Raw genomic sequence first — 16,813 nt, forward strand, 5'->3', positions numbered from 1 at the left:
GTTGACGTAACCCATACGTCACGTCACTTTCAGCTTTACGTCAGAATTGCCAACGTCAACCGCGGTTCGAAGCAATAATGCTGCGTTTCGGAGGGGGCGATTTCAGGCGTCGGGCATGTTGGCGGCCACGTGCTCGCGCAGGCCGCGCAGCTCGGCGATGGCCTCGTCGAGATGACGCCGACGCTCCGCCAGCTCGTCGAGCTGTCCATCGGCAAGCGTGATCCAGGCCTTCATCTGTGTGCGCCCCTCGGGGTCGGCATCATAGAGCTCCAGCCATTGCCGGATCTCCTCGAGCGAGAAACCGAACTTTCGTCCCCGGAGGATCAGCGTCATCCGCGCGATGTCGCGGGCGCCGTAGAAGCGGGCGCGGCCTTCGCGATCGGGCGACAGCAGTTCGATGTATTCGTAGTGGCGCAGCGTCCGGGGCGTCACGTCGAAACGCGCGCACATCTGCTTGAAGTCCAGTCTTTCGGACATCGGCCATCCTCCACTGCGGCATTCTGGCACGGTTCGGACGGTGCTGTCCATCGGAGGGCCTTGCCCGTCCGGCCCCCGCACGGCAAGGCTGGCCCCATGACCGACACCGCCGAGACCACCCAGGCAAACCGCAACCGCGCGGCGCAGCAGTTCATCGCGGCCCTGCCGCATTCGCGCGCCCTTTCGATGGAGGTCGAGGCGGTCGCGGCGGGACAGGCCACCGTCTCGATGCCGTGGTCCGAGCATCTGGTCGGCGATCCCGCGACCGGCGTGATCCATGGCGGCGCCGTCTCGGCGCTGATGGACACCTGCGGGGGCGCTGCCGTGCTGAGCCATCCGTCCCAGCCCACGACCACCGCGACGCTGGACTTGCGTATCGACTACATGCGGGGCGCGCGTCCCGGTCAGCGCATCGTCGCGCGCGCGGTTTGCCACCACGTCACGCGGTCGGTCGCCTTCGTGCGCGCCGAGGCCTTCGATGAGGAGAACGGCGCGGGCCCGGTCGCGGTGGCCAACGGCGCGTTCAGCGTCTCGCTGCCGGAGGAGGGCGCGTGAACCGGCCCGAACCCATCCAGGTCGTCAAGCAGCGCCGCGACGCGGCCCTTCGCGCCCTTGTCGGCGGCGTGCCCTATATCCGCTTTCTCGGCATCGCCTTCGACCGGCGCGGCGACGAGCTGACGGGTGTTCTGCCCTTCGACGAGAAGCTGATCGGCAATCCGGGCCTGCCCGCGCTGCATGGTGGCGTGACGGCGGCCTTCCTCGAGGTAACGGCCATCGTCACGCTGTCCTGGGCGATGCTCTGGGACGATCTGGAGAACGGCCGGCTGGATGCCGACGCCCTCAGCCCCGAGACGCTGCCGCGCCTGCCGAAAACGATCGACTTCACGATCGACTACCTGCGCTCGGGCCTGCCGCGCGACGCCTATGCGCGCGCGCGCCTCAATCGGTCCGGACGCCGCTATGCCAGCGTCCATGTCGAGGGCTGGCAGGACAACCGCGACCGTCTCTTCGCGCAAGGGACCGGCCATTTCCTGATGCCGCGCCGGGATGGCTGACGGCGGCGCGCTGTCGCATCGCCGCGTCCTGAAGATCGCCCTGCCGGTGGTGCTGTCGAACGCGACGGTGCCGATCCTCGGTGCGGTCGACACCGGCGTCGTGGGCCAGATGGGCGAGGCGGCCCCGATCGGCGCGGTGGGAATCGGCGCGGTGATCCTCTCGGCGTTCTACTGGCTCTTCGGGTTCCTCCGGATGGGCACGACCGGGCTTGCGGCGCAGGCGGTGGGCGCCGAGGACGAAGCCGAGCTGGCGGCGATCCTGTCGCGCGCGCTTTTGATCGCGGGGGCGGCGGGGCTGGCGCTGATCGCGCTGCAGGCGGGGCTTTTCGCGGCGGCCTTCCGCGTCTCGCCCGCCGAAGCCGCGGTCGAGGACATGGCGCGCGACTACATGGCCATCCGCATCTGGTCGGCGCCGGCGGCCATTGCGGTCTACGGCATCACCGGCTGGCTCATCGCGCAGGAGCGGACGGGTGCGGTGCTGGCCGTGCAACTGGCGATGAACGGCGCGAACATCCTGCTCGACCTGTGGTTCGTCCTCGGGCTCGGATGGGGCGTGCCCGGCGTCGCCTGGGCCACCTTCATCGCCGAATGGTCCGGCGCGGCGCTGGGCCTCTGGCTCTGCCGGGGGGCGTTTGCGGGCGAAGCGTGGCGGAGCGTCGAGCGGGTCTTCGACGGCGCGCGCGTTCGCCGCATGGCCAGCGTCAGCGGCGACATCCTGATCCGCTCGGTCCTGTTGCAGGCGACCTTCGTGTCCTTCCTGTTCTTCGGGGCGGACCTGGGAACCGTGACGCTGGCGGCCAATCAGGTGCTGCTCCAGTTCCTCTCGGTCACAGCCTTTGCGCTCGACGGCTTCGCCTTCGCGGCCGAGGCACTGGTGGGCCGGTTTTTCGGGGCAGGGGATCGGGCCCGACTGCGCCGCGCGGTGGTGCTGAGCGGGGTCTGGGGCTTGGGGATGGCGGCGGCGCTGGCGCTGGCCTTCGGCGTGGGCGGGGCGGCGCTGGTGGCGCTCATGACCACCTCCCCGGAGGTCCGGGGCGAGGCGGCGAATTACCTGCCGTGGACGGCGCTGGCCCCACTGCTGGGAGTCTGGCCCTTCATGCTCGACGGCGTCTTCATCGGGGCGACTAGGTCGCGCGACATGCGCAACATGATGATCGTCAGTTTCGCCATCTATCTGGGCGCCGTGGCGGTGCTGCTGCCGGCCTTCGCCAACCATGGCCTCTGGGCGGCGCTGATGATCAGCTTCGTTGCGAGAGGGGCCACATTGGGCGCGCGCTACCCGGCGCTGGAGCGTGCGGCGCAGGGCGGGTCCGGGGGACGCCCCCCGGACCCCCGGCGCGCGGCATGATCGCAACGCGGCCGGGTCGGGCTCAGGCGAAGAGCGTCTCGAACCGGCCGCGATAGAGGTCCGAAAGCGCTTCGAGCGGGGCTTCGGCGGTGCCGAAGCGGACCATGCCGCCGCCGAATTGTCCGACCATCGTCAGGGGCACGTCGGCCTGTCCGGCGGCTACCATCAGGGCTTCGGCACTGTCGAAGGTGCAGGCGAGGAGGTAGCGGCCCTGATCCTCGCCGAAGAGCTCGGCCGTATCGGCGGGGTCGAGGGTGACGCCGAGGCCGTTCGCCTCGGCCAGCGTGAACGCCGCGAGGGCCAGCCCCCCATCGGAGAGATCGGTGCAGGCGGTGATCCAGCCCGCATTGGCGAGGACGAACTCGCCATGGGCGCGCTCGGCCGCGAGATCGACCTCGGGCGCGTCGCCATCCTCGCGGCCCAGATGCTCGGCCAGCAGCGCGGACCGTCCGAGATGGGTGCCCGCCCCGCCGAGGAGGAGCGCGATCATGCCGTTCGTCACCCGGCCCTGGATGCGGCGTCCGAGGTTCTCGATCAGGCCGACGGCCCCGATGGTCGGCGTGGGGTCGATACCCGCGCCGTCGGTCTCGTTGTAGAGCGACACGTTGCCCGACACGATCGGCATGTCGAGCGCGGTGCAGGCCGCGCCGATGCCCCGGATCGCGCCGACGAACTGGCCCATGATCTCGGGCTTCTCGGGGTTGCCGAAATTGAGGTTGTCGGTCGTGGCCAGCGGTCGCGCGCCCTTGGCGACGAGGTTGCGATAGGCTTCGGCCACCGCCTGCGCGCCGCCGCGTTCGGGGTTGGCGCGGACATAGCGGGGCGTGACGTCCGAGGTGAAGGCAAGGCCCTTGTCGGTGCCGTGGACGCGGATCACGCCCGCGTCGAGGCCGGGCGTGACGACCGTATCGGCCATGACCTGCGTGTCGTATTGCGCGACGACCCAGTCGCGGGCGCAGTAATTCGCGCTGCCGATGAGGGCGCGCAGGCCGTCGATCGGGTCGACGGGCGGAACATGGGCGAGGGGGGCCGCCTCGGGCGTCGGAACCCAGGGCCGGTCGTATTCCGGCGCTGACGACGCGAGGGTCGAGAGCGGCAGGTCGGCCTTCACCTCGCCCCCGTGGACGATCACGAAGCGGTCCTCGGCGATGGTCTCGCCCACGATGGCGAAGTCGAGGTCCCATTTCTCGAACACGGCGCGGGCCGCGTCCTCGCGCGCGGGGTCGAGCACCATGAGCATCCGCTCCTGACTTTCCGACAGCATCATCTCGTAGGCGGTCATCGCGGTTTCGCGAACCGGTACGGCATCGAGGTCGAGCCGGATGCCGAGGCCGCCCTTGTCGCCCATCTCGACTGCCGAACAGGTCAGGCCGGCGGCCCCCATGTCCTGAATCGAGACAACCGCGCCCGTGGCCATCAGCTCGAGCGTGGCTTCCATCAGCCGCTTCTCGGTGAAGGGGTCGCCGACCTGCACGGTCGGGCGCTTCTCCTCGATGGTGTCGTCGAATTCCGCGCTGGCCATGGTCGCGCCGCCGACGCCGTCGCGCCCCGTCTTGGCGCCGAGATAGACCACCGGCCGCCCGACACCCGAGGCTGCCGAGTAGAAGATCGCGTCCGCATCCGCGATGCCCGCGGCGAAGGCGTTCACGAGGCAGTTGCCGTTGTAGCTGGCATGGAACCGGACCTCGCCGCCCACGGTCGGCACGCCGAAGCAGTTGCCGTATCCGCCCACGCCCTCGACGACGCCATGGACCAGTTGGCGCGTCTTGGGATGCGACGGTTCCCCGAAGCTCAGCGCGTTCATCGCGGCCACGGGCCGCGCGCCCATGGTGAACACGTCCCGAAGGATGCCACCCACGCCGGTCGCGGCGCCCTGGTAGGGTTCGATATAGGACGGATGGTTGTGGCTCTCCATCTTGAAGACCACCGCCTGCCCGTCGCCGATATCGACGACGCCCGCGTTCTCGCCGGGGCCACAGATGACCTGTGGGCCGGTGGTGGGCAGGGTCTTCAAGTGGAGCTTGGAGGATTTGTAGGAGCAGTGCTCGTTCCACATCGCCGAGAAGATGCCAAGTTCGGTGAAGCTCGGCTCGCGGCCCATGATTTCGAGAATGCGGTCGTATTCGGCGGGCGACAGGCCGTGGGCCGCGATCAGGTCGGGGGTGATGGCGGGGTCGGACATGCGCGGCGGAACTCGGGCTGGGGCAGGATCGCGCCCCTCTTACGGCAGGTCCAAGGGGGGGTCTAGCGGGCGGGGGATCGCGCCGAGCGCCGGGGTCAGGTCGCCATAGCCCGTGTGCCGCCGCTCATAGGTCAGCTCGAGGGACGCGGCCGCCGCGCGCGCCCGCGCATCAAGGGCGGGATCGTCGGTCTGGGCGAGGTAGACGAGGCGCCTGTAGTGGCCGAAGTACATGTCCCGCAGCTCGGGATGGCGGTCGAGACCCAGCGGGCGCGTGACGAAGGCGTCGAAGGACCGCGCAAGGAAATCCGTCAGGTAGAAGGCGTCGACCTCGCCCCGCGCGGCGAAGGCCTCGACGCCGTCGTAGAACGCGTAGCAATGCGCGCCGGGCAGCATCGCGATGCCCTGCGCCTCGGTCAGCCGTCCCAGCGCGCCGCCGGTGCCGCAATCGGCATAGGCGAGGAAGGTCGCGCCGTAGCCCTTGGCAGCGTCGAGCGCGGCGGTCACGGCGGCGGGAATGCGGTCGGGATGGTTGTGCAGGATCGCGGGCAGGCAGTGGAGGTCGATATGGTCGAGCCCGGCCTGCCGCGTGATGGCCGTGATCTCGTGGGCGAGCGCGCCGCAGGCGAGGACGAGGACGCGGGCCGCGCGGTCGGCGGGGGCGCGGGGTGTCAGGCCCTCGCGGATCAGCGGATCGTCGGCAGGCGGGGCGGCCCCGAGGCGCGCCGCACGGCCGCCGCGTCGCGCGGTCATGGCGCGAGCTTGACCGCCGTGCCGTAGGCCACGACCTCGGAGGCGGCCTGCGTGATGGTCGAGGTTTCCAGCCGCATCCCCACCACCGCGTCGGCACCCAGAAGCCGCGCCTCCGACAGCATCCGGTCGATCGCCTGTTCGCGCGCGCCGGTCAGCAGGGCCGCGTATTCCTTGACCTCGCCGCCCACGAGGTTGCGCAGGCCCGCGACGATGTCCGACCCGATATGCTTGGCGCGCACGGTCGAGCCCTTCACGAGCCCGAGGCAGTGCGTGACCTCGCGCCCCGGCACGCCGTCGACGGTGGTGATGACCGGGTCCATGGTCACTCCATACGGTCGTAATGGTCGTCCTCGGCATTGCCGAGCCGGTCGCCGACGATGCGGACGGCGATATAGGCCACCAGGGCCGCGGGAATGGCCAGAAGCCAACCACCGGGCCAGGCGAAGGCCGAGGCGATGACGGCCCCGAGCCAAAGCGTCGCGCCGCCGGCGGCGATCACGATGACGAGGATCAGGACAAGACGGTCGAGGGGCATGCGCGGGCCTCCGCAGGTCAGGTTCCCTATCTAGATACGCATGGTATGCGGCGATTCCAATCCGCGCGGGGCACGCGGCCCGCCGGCATTGACACGGGCGGGGCGGCTGTCAGCTTGACGGCCGGGCAGGGAGGCGCGCATGGCGGAGGATATGAAGGTCGTGGTGATGGGCGTTACCTCGACGGGCAAGACGGAGACGGGGCAGCGGCTGGCCGCGGCGCTGGACGGGGCCTTCGTCGATGGCGACGATCTGCACCCGGCGGCCAATGTCGAGAAGATGGCGCAGGGCACGCCGCTCGAAGACGCGGATCGCTGGCCCTGGCTGGACCGGATCGGCGACGTGCTCGGCGCGGCGGACGGCACCATCGTGGTGGCCTGCTCGGCCCTGAAGCGCAGCTATCGCGACCGCATCCGCGCGCGGGGCGGCGACGTGCGCTTCGTGCATCTGACCGGGCCGCGCGACGTGATCGCCGCGCGCATGGCCGAGCGGACGGGGCATTTCATGCCAGTCTCGCTGCTGGACAGCCAGCTGGCCACGCTGGAGGTCCCGGGCGCCGAGGAGGGGGTGGTGACGGCCGACATCACGCGCCCCCTCGACGTCATCGCGGCCGAGGCCGCCGGCGCCCTGCGCCGGGGCTGACCCCGGCGGGCCTGCCCTAGCGGGCGTGCTGGGGCAGGATGCGGGCCACGGCGGGCCGCGCCTCGATCCGAGCCTTCAGGGCCGAGAGCTTCGGGAACTCCGCCAGCGGCACGCCATCGCCGTCGAGCCAGCGCAGAACCACGAAGAGATGCAGGTCGGCGACCGAGAACTCGCCCACCAGCCAATCGCTGTCGAGCCTCGCCTCCAGATAGTCGGCGCAGTCCCGCATCGTGCGCGGCACCTCCGCGGTCATGGCGGCCTGTGCTGCGGCATCACCGGTCCAGCGGTGGCCACGCATTTTGTGGGCATGGTTCACATGCACGGTCGAGGCGAGGTAGGACATCGCCTCGCGCACCTTCGCGGCCTGCCACGGATCGGTCGGCATCAGCTCCGCATCCGGGTGGGTCGCCGCGATCCATTCGAGCGTCGCGGGCGTCTCGGTCAACACGCCCTGCGGCGTGACAAGCGCGGGCACGCGCGCCTTGGGGTTCACCGCGAGGAAGGCCGGTGCGGTCTGGTCGCCGGCCTTGAAATCCAGCCATGCGACCCTGTAGTCAGCGCCGGCTTCCTCGAGCGCGGCATGGACGGCGAGCGCGACCGTACCCGGCGCGGCGTGAAGGGTCAGGGTCATCTCGGTCTCCGGGCTCTGCGACGCCGCAGTCTGGACGGGCGGGCGGAGGAGTTCAACGCGTTCGGTGCCGGGTCGTCTTGCCGCAAGGCCAGGGGGCGCATGGCCCGGTGTCGCCCAAGGACGTGGCGGTCGCGCCGAGCGTGTACGACACACGGAGCGCCGGCGACGGCGACCCGTTTCAAGTCATGGATATCGATCGGGGGACGACGCGCGCCAGCGCCAGAAGATCCGCCGGGGGCCTCGTGGGCCGCGACTAGCTGGCGGCCATCTGGTTGTGCTTGCGGGCCATGAAATCCTTGGCCGTCTCGACCGCCACGGCCGCGTCGCGGCAATAGGCGTCGGCCCCGATGGCGCGCCCGAACTCCTCGTTGAGCGGCGCACCGCCCACGAGGACCGTATAGTCGTCGCGGATGCCCTTCTCGACCAGCGTGTCGATCACGACCTTCATGTAAGGCATCGTCGTCGTCAGCAGGGCCGACATCCCGAGGATGTCCGGTCCCTCGCTTTCGAGCGCCGCGAGATAGGCGTCGACCGAGTTGTTGATGCCCAGATCGACGACCTCGAAGCCGGCGCCCTCCATCATCATCGAGACGAGGTTCTTGCCGATGTCGTGGATGTCGCCCTTCACCGTTCCGATCACCATCTTGCCAACGCGCGGCGCGCCCGTCTCGGCCAACAGAGGCTTCAGGATGGCCATGCCGCCCTTCATCGCGTTCGCCGCCAACAGAACCTCGGGGACGAAGAGGATGCCGTCGCGGAAATCGTGGCCGACGATCGTCATGCCACCGACCAACGCCTTGGTCAGGATGTCGTAGGGCTGCCAGCCCCGCTCCAGCAGAATGCCGACGGCTTCCTCGATCTCTTCGCGGAGGCCGTCATACAGGTCGTCGAACATCTGCTGGACGAGTTCATCGTCGTCCAGCTCGCTCAGGACGATGTCGTCTTCATCGGACATGGGCACGGCCTCCGGGCTGATCTTGTTCCCATGTGGAGCGCCGGGCGCCGTTTGACCAAGCGAAATACGACAACAGGATGTTGCGGCGCGACTCATGTTGTCGTCGGGGTGCCGGCGTTCTATATTTGTTCTTATCGCTGCCGCCCCGGAGGAGCCGTCATGGATCACGAGATGCCACGCCTGATGGATGGATCGACCCCCGTTGCCGCACGAGGCGCCTTGTCCAACCGGGCGGGACGCTACGAAGGCCACGCACGGGACACCGTGTTCGAGGGCGCGGTGCCCACCACGGTGCGCGACGAGACGGCCCGGAAAGTGATCTCGACCAACCGTTCGCCGGATCTCGGGTTCGACCGGTCGGTGAACCCCTATCGCGGCTGCGAGCATGGGTGCATCTATTGCTACGCCCGCCCGACCCATGCGTGGCTGGGCCTGTCGCCGGGCCTGGATTTCGAAACCAAGCTCATCGCACGCCCCAACGCCCCCGAGGCGCTGGCCGCCGAACTGGGTGCGCGGGGCTATGTGCCGAAGACGATGGCGCTGGGGACGAACACCGACCCCTACCAGCCGATCGAGGCGAAGCGGCGCATCATGCGCGGTCTGCTCGAGGTGCTTCGAGACCACGCCCACCCGACCGCGATCACGACGAAGGGGACGCTGGTCGAGCGCGATATCGACATCCTTTCGGAGATGGGACCGGAGCTGTGCCGCGTCGGGCTTTCGGTGACCACGCTGGACGATGCCCTGGCCCGCAAGCTGGAGCCTCGGGTTCCGGTGCCGTCGCGCCGGTTGAAGGCGATCGAACGGTTGGCTTCGGCGGGCGTGACGGTGCGGGTGATGGTATCACCGACCATTCCCGGCCTGACCGATCACGAGGTCGAGGCGATCCTGCACGCCGCGCGCGAAGCGGGCGCGCAGGCCGCCAGCATGATCCCCCTGCGCCTGCCTCTCGAAGTTGCGCCGCTTTTCGAGGAATGGCTCGCGACCCATGTGCCCGACCGCGCGCGGAAGGTGCTGAACCGGGTGCGGGAGTTCCACGGCGGCAAGCTCTACGATGGCGGGTTCGGGCACCGGATGCGGTGCAGGGGTGTCCATGCCGACCTGCTGCAACGCCGGTTCGACCGGGCCTGCGCGTCGCTGGGGCTGGCCTACCGCCTGCCGCCGCTGCGTTGCGATCTCTTCCATGTGCCGGTGCGGGCGGGCGATCAGCTGGCGCTTCTCTAGCGCCCGGCGCACGCACGCCTGCGCAGGTTGCGCGAGGGTCGATCCCTCGCGGTCCGGTCAGGCCCGTGCGCGCCGCCGCCTATTGCCTGACCGGTCGCGGGTCGGGGCGTTGCCGTCCGTGCCGTCGCTGTCCGACGAGAACCCGCCCAATGCCTCGGCGATGGCCGACAATTCCGGCGTATTACCGTGTGGCCGGGTCTCCAGTGCGTCCCGCATCGCGCGCAGGTGGTCGGGCGTCGTGCCGCAGCAGCCGCCGATGATCGTGGCACCCGCGTCGCGGGCCAGCACGGCGTAATCGGCCATCAACTCGGGCGTGCCGTCGTAATGGATGTGGCCATCGTGGTATTTCGGGATGCCCGCGTTGCCCTTGGCGATGAGCGGACGGTCGGTCGCGCCGAAGCCCATCACGGTGCGCAGGAGATCCGACGCGCCGACCCCGCAATTCGCACCGTACGCGACCGGCTTGTGCGCCAGCTTGCCGATCAGCCGCGTCATCGCGTCCGAGGTCGTGCCCATCATCGTGCGACCTGCGGTGTCGAAGCTCATCGTGACGCACCATGGCATATCGGCGCGCGCGGCGGCTTCGGCGGCGGCGCGCAGTTCCTCGGGCGCGCTGATCGTCTCGACCCAGAGCACGTCGGCGCCGCCCGCCTTCAGGCCCTCGGCCTGCTCGTGGAAGATCTCGACCGCTGCGTCGTGGGTCAGGGGCCCCATCGGCTCCATGATCTCGCCGGTCGGCCCCATGGAGCCTGCGACGATCACCGGACGCCCAGCCGCATCGGCGATCTCGCGCCCGATCTCGGCACCCTTACGCGACAACTCGTGCGCCCGGGCCTGACCGTCATGCAGCTTCAGACGCGCGGCGTTCGACCCGAACGTGTTGGTCAGGAAGATGTCCGACCCGGCATCGACGGCCCCCGAATAGAGGCGTTTGACATCCGCCACCCGCACATCGTTCCAGAACTCCGGCGCGTCTCCGGATTCGAGACCCATGTTGAACAGGTTTGTCCCCGTCGCGCCGTCGGCCAGCAGCCAGTCGCGCTCGCGCAGAAGGGTGGTCAGAGCGTCGGACATCGGGCGGACTCCGGGGAGGGAAACGCCGCGCGTATGACGCGCGCGGGACATGCGCGCAATCGCATATCCCGCATCAGGAACATGAGCTTCAGGCCAAGATCAGTGGGTCTCGGCCATCACCTGTTCCTTGGCCGTCACCATCAGCGCGTCCATCTTGGCGCGGATCTCGGCGGCGGGAACCTTCTCGCCAAGGTCGCCCTCGACCTTGCGGAAGACGTCGTCGTCGCCGGCTTCCTCGAAGTCGGACTTCACGACCTCCTTGGCGTAGGCGGCGAGCTCGTCGCCCTCCTTGCCGAGGATGCCGCCCGCCCACTCGCCCAAGAGGCGGTTGCGGCGCGCGTCGACCTTGAACTGAAGCTCGGCATCGTGGGCGAACTTCGATTCGAAGCTCTTCTTGCGGTCGTCGAATGAATTGGACATCGCGGGGTCTCCGGCAGGTGTGGCGGTCCCTACCCATATGCGGTCCGAAGCTCCGCCCCGCAACCCGGCGCCTCGCTTGCGGGACCTTCTATAGTCGCCTATGTGCAGCCCCAACCGCACCCCATCCCGAGGACAGCATGGCCAGGCGCACCAAGGTCTACGAAGGCAAGGCCAAGATACTCTACGAAGGCCCCGAGCCGGGCACGTTCGTGCAGTATTTCAAGGACGACGCGACCGCGTTCAACGCCGAGAAGAAGGCGGTGATCGACGGCAAGGGCGTGCTGAACAACCGGCTGTCGGAGTTCTTCATGACGGGTCTGGGCAATGTCGGCGTGCCGACGCATTTCATCAAGCGCCTGAACATGCGCGAGCAGCTGATCCGGGCTTGCGAGATCATCCCGCTCGAGGTGATCGTGCGCAACGTCGCGGCCGGAACGCTGTCGAAGCGCCTCGGGATCGAGGAGGGCACGCCGCTGCCGCGTCCGATCATCGAGTTCTGCTACAAGGACGATAAACTGGGCGATCCGCTGGTGGCCGAGGAGCATATCCTCGCCTTCGGCTGGGCCACGCAGCAGGATCTCGACGACATCATCAGCCTCGCGCTGCGGGTGAACGACTTCCTGTCGGGCTGCATGATGGCCGTCGGCATCAAGCTGGTGGACTTCAAGATCGAGGTCGGGCGCGTCTGGGACGGCGATTTCCAGCGCCTGATCCTGGCCGACGAGATCAGCCCCGACAGCTGCCGGCTGTGGGATATCGAGACGGGCAAGAAGCTCGACAAGGACGTGTTCCGGCGCGATCTGGGCTCGCTCGCCGATGCCTATACGGAGGTCGCCCGTCGTCTCGGCGTGCTGCCGACGAATTCGGCGCCCCTGACCAAGCCCACGCTGATCAACTGAAGGCTGCCCGCGATGAAGGTGAACGTGACCGTGATGCTGAAGGACGGTGTGCTCGATCCGCAGGGCGAGGCCGTTCGCCACGCGCTGGGGGCGCTGGGCTTCGATGGGGTTGAAGGCGTGCGGCAGGGCAAGCTGATCGAGCTGGACGTGGCCGAGGGCACCGACCGCGCGACGGTCGAGGCGATGTGCCAGAAGCTCCTCGCGAATACGGTAATCGAGAGCTACCGCATCGAGACGTGAAGTAAGCCCGCCGCGGCGACGCCGCGACGGGCCGAATGCGGTCAGTCAGGCCCGCCGCCGCCCGAGGCGCTGGCGACGACGGTGCCGGTCGATACCGAGGTCGCACTCCGCTGGCTGGCGCCACTACCTTGGCTCGCGGCGTATTGCTGTTGCAGGCTTGCGAAAGTGGCGGGGTGTTCCGTCACATAGGCTGCGCGCTGGTTCGGGGTGAGGGCTTTGAAGGCGCTGACCACGGTACGGGAGTTCGTTGAGAGTCCTCTGCTCCTTATGAACGTCGCCGCCTCCGCGCGTTCCTCTTTCGTGCGGGCATCGGTAATCAGCTTGGCGAGGGCCGCTTCCGAAAAGACCGCCCTGATGTTCCCCTGTACCTTCATCTGTTCAGTGGTCTCGCGGTTCCTAGCCGCCTCCCGCTGCACGAACTGTTCTTGGGTCATGTTTCGCGTCGAGGAATTGGTAGACGAGGTCACGCAATTGGCGAGCGGAAGCGTCAGGGCGGCCAGCAGGCAGGCGCGGATCGCGATATTCATGTCGTATGTCCTCGGTTCTTGCTCGCAACGTTCCTCGCCGTCGATATGGACGGTTTCTGGGCGCGAACAGGACGGGATGCGTTGATTTCAAGGAAAAATCACGGGACGTGCCCGCCTCGGGTCGGGTCCTTCGGTCCGCCGAAAGGGGCGCGGCGGGCAGCGCGGCAACGGTCGCCGTCAAATCGACAGCGCGTGCCGCTTTGATATTCGGGCCCGCGCCTCGCCTGCGCTAGACGCTGAGCGGGGAACGGAAGCGGGCCGGGGGCATGTCCGAGATCGAACGCGACTATTTCGGGCAGCATCCGGAGCCGCCGGTTGAGGCGGCGCCTCGTCCGGCGGAGCGGTTGGCCGTGGCGCCTCCCGCGCCGGCCGCGCCGGCGCGATCCGTGGATCCCGGCATCCCGCGCCAGATCTCCCGGAACGCGGTCTATATCGGCATCTCGCTCGTCTCGGCCTTGATTTTCGGCCTCTATGCCGGCCTCTTCGTGCGCGCCTTCGGCGACCCGGAGGTCCACGGGATCTGGGTCTCCATCGGGTCGGTGCTCTTTACGCTCTGGGTCATCGCGGTCACGATCTGGGCCGTGCTGCGCCTCTCGGCCTGGGCCAGCGCGATCCTGCTGCGCACGACGGCGCGCGTGTCGATCGTGGCCTACCGCATCCTCAAGACGCCGATCCGTATTGCCAGCATCCTCGCATTCTTCGGGCTGGCGATCTACGGCGCGGTCGTCCTGCTGTCGCGGCTTTCGGCAGGCTGACGGGGGTTCCAAGCGCGGGGCGCGCCTGCCACGCTGGCCGCGACGAATCCCGAAAGGTCCCCCATGCGCGCCGCCGTCCTTCGCGAATACAACGCCCCCCTGTCCGTCGAGGACGTGCCGGACCCCGACTGTCCCGCCGACGGCGTCGTCCTCAAGACCATCGCCTGCGGCGTCTGCCGGTCGGACTGGCACGGTTGGGTGGGCGAGCATCCCCGCGTGAAGCCGGGCCAGATCGGCGGCCACGAATATTGCGGCGAGGTGGTCGAGGCGGGGCCGGACGCGCAGTTCGCCGTGGGCGACCGGCTGGTCGCGCCGTTCATCCTCTCCTGCGGGACCTGCCCGCAATGCCGCTCGGGTGCGTCGAATACCTGCCTCGATCAGCGGCTGCCGGGCTTCATCGAGCCGGGGGCCTTCGCCGAATACGTGGCGGTCCCGCGCGACTTCAATCTCGCACGCCTGCCCGACGAGATCAGCCCCACCGTGGCCGCAGGCCTCGGGTGCCGGGTGACGACGGCTTGGCATGCGCTGACGGGGCGCGCGGCGCTGGCCCCGGGCGAATGGCTGGCGGTGCATGGGACCGGCGGGATCGGGCTGTCTGCGGCGCTGCTGGGGCGGGCGATGGGCGCGCATGTCGTCGTCGTGGACGTCGTCCAGGAAAAGCTCGATCACGCGTTGTCGCTGGGGATGGACGCCGCCGTGATGGCCGGAGAGGACACCGCCGAGCGGATCCGCGAGATCACGGGCGGCGGCGCGCATGTCTCGGTCGAGGCGCTGGGCATCCCTGCCACCGTGAACAACTCGCTCCGCTGTCTGCGCCCCCTCGGGCGGCACGTGCAGGTGGGCCTGCCCACGGGCCATACGGCCCGGATGGATGTCGACATGAGCGCCATCTACCAAGGCAACCTCGCCGTCTACGGCACGCGGGGGATGCCCGGATGGCGCTATCCATCGCTGCTGGGGCTGATCGTGTCGGGACAGGTCGACATGGCCCCGCTGATCGCGCGCGAGGTGGGGCTCTCGGACGTGTCCGACGAACTGGCCGCCTTCAACGGCCCCACGCCGCCCGGCGTTGCCGTCGTCACGGATTTCACCCGCTAGGACGGCCGAACGCCCGAAGGCGGACGAGCGCGCGCAGAAGTGCCGCGACCACCAGCGCGCAGAGCGCGGCCTTCGTGGCGACGCCCATCGTGCCCTCGATCAGCAGGGCGTGCAGGACGGTGCCCGCGACGATCACGACGGCGAGGCCGGTATGGGCCTTTCGCCATGTGCGCAGCGCCATCCTGCGCCGAAGCACCGCGAGGATGGCGGCCCCGAACACCGCCCACATCGCGATCACGCCCCAGGCCGAGAAGGGCGTGGGCGAGGTGAAGGTCAGCGCGTCGATGACGTCGGGCGGTGAGGTGATCCAGAGCCCCGCGACATGCAGCACGACCGCAAGGACCAGCGCCACGCCGATGCCGCGATGCAACCGACGTCCGGCCCGCGGCGACAGGCCCGGCAGGCCGCCGCTCGCCAGAAGCGGCTGCAAGAGCATTAGCGCAAGGCCGACGACGCCCGCGAACCCGGCGGCAATGTAGATCGGCTCGCGCCAGGCCAGAAGCGGGCTTTTCGCGGCGACGATCAGCGGTAGGGCGATCGCGAGGCCGAGGGCGCACCAGATTAAGATCGCGCGCGCCACGGGTCCGGGCGGATCAGGCGGGCTGCAGCACGAAATGCGCCGCGAGCGTGGTGTCGCCGGCGCTGGGCAGAATGGGACGCAGGAACACCGTCTCGAACGCGCCGTCGCCTTCGTCGGCGTCGTAGGCGAGATGGGCGTGGGGTTGGCCGAAGGCGGGTACGATTTGCGGCATTTCTAGCCGGAACTCGCCTGCGGCATTCGTCAGGGTCGCGCCGTGGCTGCGCGCGTCGCGCTCGTGGCCTTCCGTCGTATGGGCCCAGACCTGGATGCGTTGAGCGGGCAGGGGGGCGCCGTCGCCCGCGCGCCGGACGGTGCCGGTCATCCAGAAGCCGCCGCCGCCGATCCGCTCGACGATGGGCGCGCCGGGGCGATAGTTGTTCGCGCCGCCGCGCATGGTCGGCGTGGGAGCGATCCCCTGGGCACGGGCCGGAACGACGAGGCTCGTGGCAAGGGCGGCGCCGGTCGCGGCGATCAGGGCACGGCGGTTCGGTCGGGCGAGGGGCATGGGCGATCTCTCCGGTCGAAGAATGGGTCGGATACGCCCCAAGATAGACCCCGTCGCGCGGACACAGAACGCCGTGCACGGTTTCGTGATCGCCGGGGCGCATGATCCCGCCGAGCCATCGCGGGCTGGAACATCGCCGCGATCTGTGAAATCCGGCGGAAGCAACAGCATCCAGCGTGGGGACCGTCATGAAAGCCGCTATCCTCGTCTTCCCCGGCTCCAATTGCGACCGCGACCTCGCCGTCGCGTTCCGCGCCGCTGGCTTCGACACGACGATGGTTTGGCACAAGGACACGGCGCTGCCGGGCGGTATCGACGTCGTCGGCGTCCCAGGCGGGTTCTCGTATGGCGACTACCTGCGATGCGGGGCCATCGCCGCGCGCTCGCCGATCGCGGCCGCTCTGAAGGCCCATGCGGACCGGGGCGGCTACGTCTTCGCGCCCTGCAACGGCTTCCAGATCCTGACCGAGGCGGGAATGCTGCCGGGCGCGCTCTTGCGGAACGCCGGGCTGAAATACGTCTGCAAGACCGTGGGTTTGCGGGTCGAAGAGGGCGAAAGCGCCTTCACCTCGGCCTATACGCCCGGGGACGTGATCGACATTCCCATCGCCCATCACGAGGGCAACTATACCGCCGATCCCGATACGATCGCGCGGCTCCGGGGCGAGGGGCTGGTCGCCTTCCGCTATGTCGACACGCCCAATGGCGCCACCGACGATATCGCAGGCATCCTCAGCCCCAACCGGCGCGTGCTCGGCATGATGCCCCACCCCGAGCGGGCCGCCGACGCGCTGCATGGCAACACGCAGGGTGCGGGCCTCTTTCGGGGGCTCGCCGACGCGCTCGTCTCCGCCTGATCGGTTCGCGGCAACCCGCCCATCGCGGGGGTCATGCTTGAGGCCGCGACCCCGCGCGGTG

22 protein-coding genes are annotated in these 16,813 nt (G+C 69.2%); 10 read left to right on the forward strand and 12 right to left on the reverse strand.

What is annotated here, in order from left to right; translation table 11 throughout:
• Positions 1 to 102: 102 nt before the first annotated feature.
• Entirely contained in the window at positions 103 to 477 is a 375-nt protein-coding gene (locus ACK8OR_RS01300; RefSeq protein WP_298431218.1) for a MerR family transcriptional regulator, read from the reverse strand.
• A 96-nt stretch (positions 478 to 573) separates the two neighbouring features.
• Here ACK8OR_RS01300 and ACK8OR_RS01305 point away from each other — a divergent pair, with 96 nt between their 5' ends.
• Genes ACK8OR_RS01305 through ACK8OR_RS01315 form a run of 3 tightly spaced genes read left to right on the forward strand, consistent with a single transcriptional unit; the run spans position 574 to position 2,880 of the window.
• The gene (locus ACK8OR_RS01305; protein WP_410187669.1) at positions 574 to 1,032 is read left to right on the forward strand and encodes a PaaI family thioesterase; all 459 of its coding nucleotides are present in this window, start codon (positions 574 to 576) and stop codon (positions 1,030 to 1,032) included.
• The gene (locus tag ACK8OR_RS01310; protein ID WP_410187670.1) at positions 1,029 to 1,532 is read left to right on the forward strand and encodes a PaaI family thioesterase; all 504 of its coding nucleotides are present in this window, start codon (positions 1,029 to 1,031) and stop codon (positions 1,530 to 1,532) included. The genes ACK8OR_RS01305 and ACK8OR_RS01310 overlap by 4 nt, the downstream gene beginning before the upstream one ends.
• Positions 1,525 to 2,880 (forward strand): MATE family efflux transporter, encoded by a 1,356-nt coding sequence (locus ACK8OR_RS01315; protein ID WP_410187671.1) that lies wholly within the window; start codon positions 1,525 to 1,527, stop codon positions 2,878 to 2,880. Before ACK8OR_RS01310 ends, ACK8OR_RS01315 begins: the two co-directional genes overlap by 8 nt.
• Before the next feature lie 22 nt (positions 2,881 to 2,902).
• Here the strand turns inward: ACK8OR_RS01315 and purL are convergent, their stop codons facing one another.
• From purL to ACK8OR_RS01335, 4 genes are read right to left on the reverse strand one after another with little or no spacing between them, the layout of a single operon-like run.
• On the reverse strand, positions 2,903 to 5,062 hold the full coding sequence (gene purL, locus ACK8OR_RS01320; protein ID WP_410187672.1) for a phosphoribosylformylglycinamidine synthase subunit PurL: 2,160 nt from the start codon (positions 5,060 to 5,062) through the stop codon (positions 2,903 to 2,905).
• Positions 5,063 to 5,101: 39 nt separating this feature from the next.
• Positions 5,102 to 5,812 carry a DUF1638 domain-containing protein gene (locus tag ACK8OR_RS01325; protein WP_410187673.1) on the reverse strand — a complete coding sequence of 237 codons (711 nt, stop codon included), beginning with the start codon at positions 5,810 to 5,812 and terminating at the stop codon, positions 5,102 to 5,104.
• Positions 5,809 to 6,132 carry a YbjQ family protein gene (locus ACK8OR_RS01330; RefSeq protein ID WP_410187674.1) on the reverse strand — a complete coding sequence of 108 codons (324 nt, stop codon included), beginning with the start codon at positions 6,130 to 6,132 and terminating at the stop codon, positions 5,809 to 5,811. The genes ACK8OR_RS01325 and ACK8OR_RS01330 overlap by 4 nt, the downstream gene beginning before the upstream one ends.
• A 2-nt stretch (positions 6,133 to 6,134) precedes the next feature.
• Entirely contained in the window at positions 6,135 to 6,347 is a 213-nt protein-coding gene (locus ACK8OR_RS01335) for a hypothetical protein (protein ID WP_410187675.1), read from the reverse strand.
• Between the two features lie 139 nt (positions 6,348 to 6,486).
• Here ACK8OR_RS01335 and ACK8OR_RS01340 point away from each other — a divergent pair, with 139 nt between their 5' ends.
• A complete protein-coding gene (locus ACK8OR_RS01340; protein WP_410187676.1) occupies positions 6,487 to 6,987 on the forward strand; it encodes a gluconokinase in 501 nt (166 codons plus the stop codon).
• Positions 6,988 to 7,003: 16 nt separating this feature from the next.
• On the opposite strand, the gene ACK8OR_RS01345 is transcribed toward ACK8OR_RS01340, so the two are convergent.
• Together ACK8OR_RS01345 and ACK8OR_RS01350 are read right to left on the reverse strand one after the other, a co-directional pair.
• Complete coding sequence (locus ACK8OR_RS01345) at positions 7,004 to 7,618, reverse strand: glutathione S-transferase family protein (RefSeq protein ID WP_410187677.1); 615 nt, start codon at positions 7,616 to 7,618, stop codon at positions 7,004 to 7,006.
• Between the two features lie 253 nt (positions 7,619 to 7,871).
• Positions 7,872 to 8,573: a corrinoid protein gene (locus tag ACK8OR_RS01350; protein ID WP_298431235.1), complete on the reverse strand. Its 702-nt coding sequence runs from the start codon at positions 8,571 to 8,573 to the stop codon at positions 7,872 to 7,874.
• A gap of 159 nt (positions 8,574 to 8,732) precedes the next feature.
• Between ACK8OR_RS01350 and ACK8OR_RS01355 the strand changes: the two genes are divergently transcribed.
• A complete protein-coding gene (locus ACK8OR_RS01355; protein WP_410187678.1) occupies positions 8,733 to 9,797 on the forward strand; it encodes a PA0069 family radical SAM protein in 1,065 nt (354 codons plus the stop codon).
• A gap of 57 nt (positions 9,798 to 9,854) precedes the next feature.
• On the opposite strand, the gene bmt is transcribed toward ACK8OR_RS01355, so the two are convergent.
• Both bmt and ACK8OR_RS01365 read right to left on the reverse strand, forming a co-directional pair.
• Entirely contained in the window at positions 9,855 to 10,871 is a 1,017-nt protein-coding gene (gene bmt, locus ACK8OR_RS01360) for a betaine--homocysteine S-methyltransferase (RefSeq protein WP_410187679.1), read from the reverse strand.
• A 99-nt stretch (positions 10,872 to 10,970) separates the two neighbouring features.
• On the reverse strand, positions 10,971 to 11,291 hold the full coding sequence (locus tag ACK8OR_RS01365) for a DUF1476 domain-containing protein (protein WP_410187680.1): 321 nt from the start codon (positions 11,289 to 11,291) through the stop codon (positions 10,971 to 10,973).
• A gap of 137 nt (positions 11,292 to 11,428) precedes the next feature.
• Between ACK8OR_RS01365 and purC the strand changes: the two genes are divergently transcribed.
• Both purC and purS read left to right on the forward strand, forming a co-directional pair.
• Positions 11,429 to 12,190: a phosphoribosylaminoimidazolesuccinocarboxamide synthase gene (gene purC, locus ACK8OR_RS01370; RefSeq protein ID WP_410187681.1), complete on the forward strand. Its 762-nt coding sequence runs from the start codon at positions 11,429 to 11,431 to the stop codon at positions 12,188 to 12,190.
• Positions 12,191 to 12,202: 12 nt separating this feature from the next.
• Positions 12,203 to 12,430, forward strand: a complete 228-nt coding sequence (gene purS, locus ACK8OR_RS01375) for a phosphoribosylformylglycinamidine synthase subunit PurS (protein ID WP_410187682.1) — start codon at positions 12,203 to 12,205, stop codon at positions 12,428 to 12,430.
• 41 nt (positions 12,431 to 12,471) lie between these two features.
• Here purS and ACK8OR_RS01380 read toward each other — a convergent pair whose 3' ends face one another.
• On the reverse strand, positions 12,472 to 12,957 hold the full coding sequence (locus ACK8OR_RS01380; protein WP_410187683.1) for a hypothetical protein: 486 nt from the start codon (positions 12,955 to 12,957) through the stop codon (positions 12,472 to 12,474).
• Between the two features lie 266 nt (positions 12,958 to 13,223).
• Between ACK8OR_RS01380 and ACK8OR_RS01385 the strand changes: the two genes are divergently transcribed.
• Together ACK8OR_RS01385 and ACK8OR_RS01390 are read left to right on the forward strand one after the other, a co-directional pair.
• Positions 13,224 to 13,712 carry a hypothetical protein gene (locus ACK8OR_RS01385; RefSeq protein ID WP_410187684.1) on the forward strand — a complete coding sequence of 163 codons (489 nt, stop codon included), beginning with the start codon at positions 13,224 to 13,226 and terminating at the stop codon, positions 13,710 to 13,712.
• 63 nt (positions 13,713 to 13,775) lie between these two features.
• Positions 13,776 to 14,810 carry a zinc-binding dehydrogenase gene (locus ACK8OR_RS01390; RefSeq protein ID WP_410187685.1) on the forward strand — a complete coding sequence of 345 codons (1,035 nt, stop codon included), beginning with the start codon at positions 13,776 to 13,778 and terminating at the stop codon, positions 14,808 to 14,810.
• On the opposite strand, the gene ACK8OR_RS01395 is transcribed toward ACK8OR_RS01390, so the two are convergent.
• Both ACK8OR_RS01395 and ACK8OR_RS01400 read right to left on the reverse strand, forming a co-directional pair.
• Positions 14,800 to 15,390: a ferric reductase-like transmembrane domain-containing protein gene (locus ACK8OR_RS01395; protein WP_410187686.1), complete on the reverse strand. Its 591-nt coding sequence runs from the start codon at positions 15,388 to 15,390 to the stop codon at positions 14,800 to 14,802. The genes ACK8OR_RS01390 and ACK8OR_RS01395 overlap by 11 nt on opposite strands.
• Before the next feature lie 13 nt (positions 15,391 to 15,403).
• Positions 15,404 to 15,895 carry an SH3 domain-containing protein gene (locus ACK8OR_RS01400; RefSeq protein ID WP_410187687.1) on the reverse strand — a complete coding sequence of 164 codons (492 nt, stop codon included), beginning with the start codon at positions 15,893 to 15,895 and terminating at the stop codon, positions 15,404 to 15,406.
• A 188-nt stretch (positions 15,896 to 16,083) separates the two neighbouring features.
• Here ACK8OR_RS01400 and purQ point away from each other — a divergent pair, with 188 nt between their 5' ends.
• Positions 16,084 to 16,752 (forward strand): phosphoribosylformylglycinamidine synthase subunit PurQ, encoded by a 669-nt coding sequence (gene purQ / locus ACK8OR_RS01405; protein WP_410187688.1) that lies wholly within the window; start codon positions 16,084 to 16,086, stop codon positions 16,750 to 16,752.
• The last annotated feature ends 61 nt before the right edge of the window (positions 16,753 to 16,813 follow it).

Origin of the sequence: Jannaschia halovivens (assembly GCF_046452375.1) — a bacterium.
In the GTDB taxonomy this organism is placed as follows: Bacteria; Pseudomonadota; Alphaproteobacteria; order Rhodobacterales; family Rhodobacteraceae; genus Jannaschia; species Jannaschia halovivens.

Bases quoted from the DNA above. Each gene is read 5' to 3' on its own strand.
- ACK8OR_RS01300 (WP_298431218.1), bottom strand. From the start codon at position 477: ATGTCCGAAAGACTGGACTTCAAGCAGATGTGCGCGCGTTTCGACGTG.
- ACK8OR_RS01305 (WP_410187669.1), top strand. From the start codon at position 574: ATGACCGACACCGCCGAGACCACCCAGGCAAACCGCAACCGCGCGGCG.
- ACK8OR_RS01315 (WP_410187671.1), top strand. From the start codon at position 1,525: ATGGCTGACGGCGGCGCGCTGTCGCATCGCCGCGTCCTGAAGATCGCC.
- purL (WP_410187672.1), bottom strand. From the start codon at position 5,062: ATGTCCGACCCCGCCATCACCCCCGACCTGATCGCGGCCCACGGCCTG.
- ACK8OR_RS01325 (WP_410187673.1), bottom strand. From the start codon at position 5,812: ATGACCGCGCGACGCGGCGGCCGTGCGGCGCGCCTCGGGGCCGCCCCG.
- ACK8OR_RS01330 (WP_410187674.1), bottom strand. From the start codon at position 6,132: ATGGACCCGGTCATCACCACCGTCGACGGCGTGCCGGGGCGCGAGGTC.
- ACK8OR_RS01335 (WP_410187675.1), bottom strand. From the start codon at position 6,347: ATGCCCCTCGACCGTCTTGTCCTGATCCTCGTCATCGTGATCGCCGCC.
- ACK8OR_RS01340 (WP_410187676.1), top strand. From the start codon at position 6,487: ATGGCGGAGGATATGAAGGTCGTGGTGATGGGCGTTACCTCGACGGGC.
- ACK8OR_RS01345 (WP_410187677.1), bottom strand. From the start codon at position 7,618: ATGACCCTGACCCTTCACGCCGCGCCGGGTACGGTCGCGCTCGCCGTC.
- ACK8OR_RS01350 (WP_298431235.1), bottom strand. From the start codon at position 8,573: ATGTCCGATGAAGACGACATCGTCCTGAGCGAGCTGGACGACGATGAA.
- ACK8OR_RS01355 (WP_410187678.1), top strand. From the start codon at position 8,733: ATGGATCACGAGATGCCACGCCTGATGGATGGATCGACCCCCGTTGCC.
- bmt (WP_410187679.1), bottom strand. From the start codon at position 10,871: ATGTCCGACGCTCTGACCACCCTTCTGCGCGAGCGCGACTGGCTGCTG.
- ACK8OR_RS01365 (WP_410187680.1), bottom strand. From the start codon at position 11,291: ATGTCCAATTCATTCGACGACCGCAAGAAGAGCTTCGAATCGAAGTTC.
- purC (WP_410187681.1), top strand. From the start codon at position 11,429: ATGGCCAGGCGCACCAAGGTCTACGAAGGCAAGGCCAAGATACTCTAC.
- purS (WP_410187682.1), top strand. From the start codon at position 12,203: ATGAAGGTGAACGTGACCGTGATGCTGAAGGACGGTGTGCTCGATCCG.
- ACK8OR_RS01380 (WP_410187683.1), bottom strand. From the start codon at position 12,957: ATGAATATCGCGATCCGCGCCTGCCTGCTGGCCGCCCTGACGCTTCCG.
- ACK8OR_RS01385 (WP_410187684.1), top strand. From the start codon at position 13,224: ATGTCCGAGATCGAACGCGACTATTTCGGGCAGCATCCGGAGCCGCCG.
- ACK8OR_RS01390 (WP_410187685.1), top strand. From the start codon at position 13,776: ATGCGCGCCGCCGTCCTTCGCGAATACAACGCCCCCCTGTCCGTCGAG.
- ACK8OR_RS01400 (WP_410187687.1), bottom strand. From the start codon at position 15,895: ATGCCCCTCGCCCGACCGAACCGCCGTGCCCTGATCGCCGCGACCGGC.
- purQ (WP_410187688.1), top strand. From the start codon at position 16,084: ATGAAAGCCGCTATCCTCGTCTTCCCCGGCTCCAATTGCGACCGCGAC.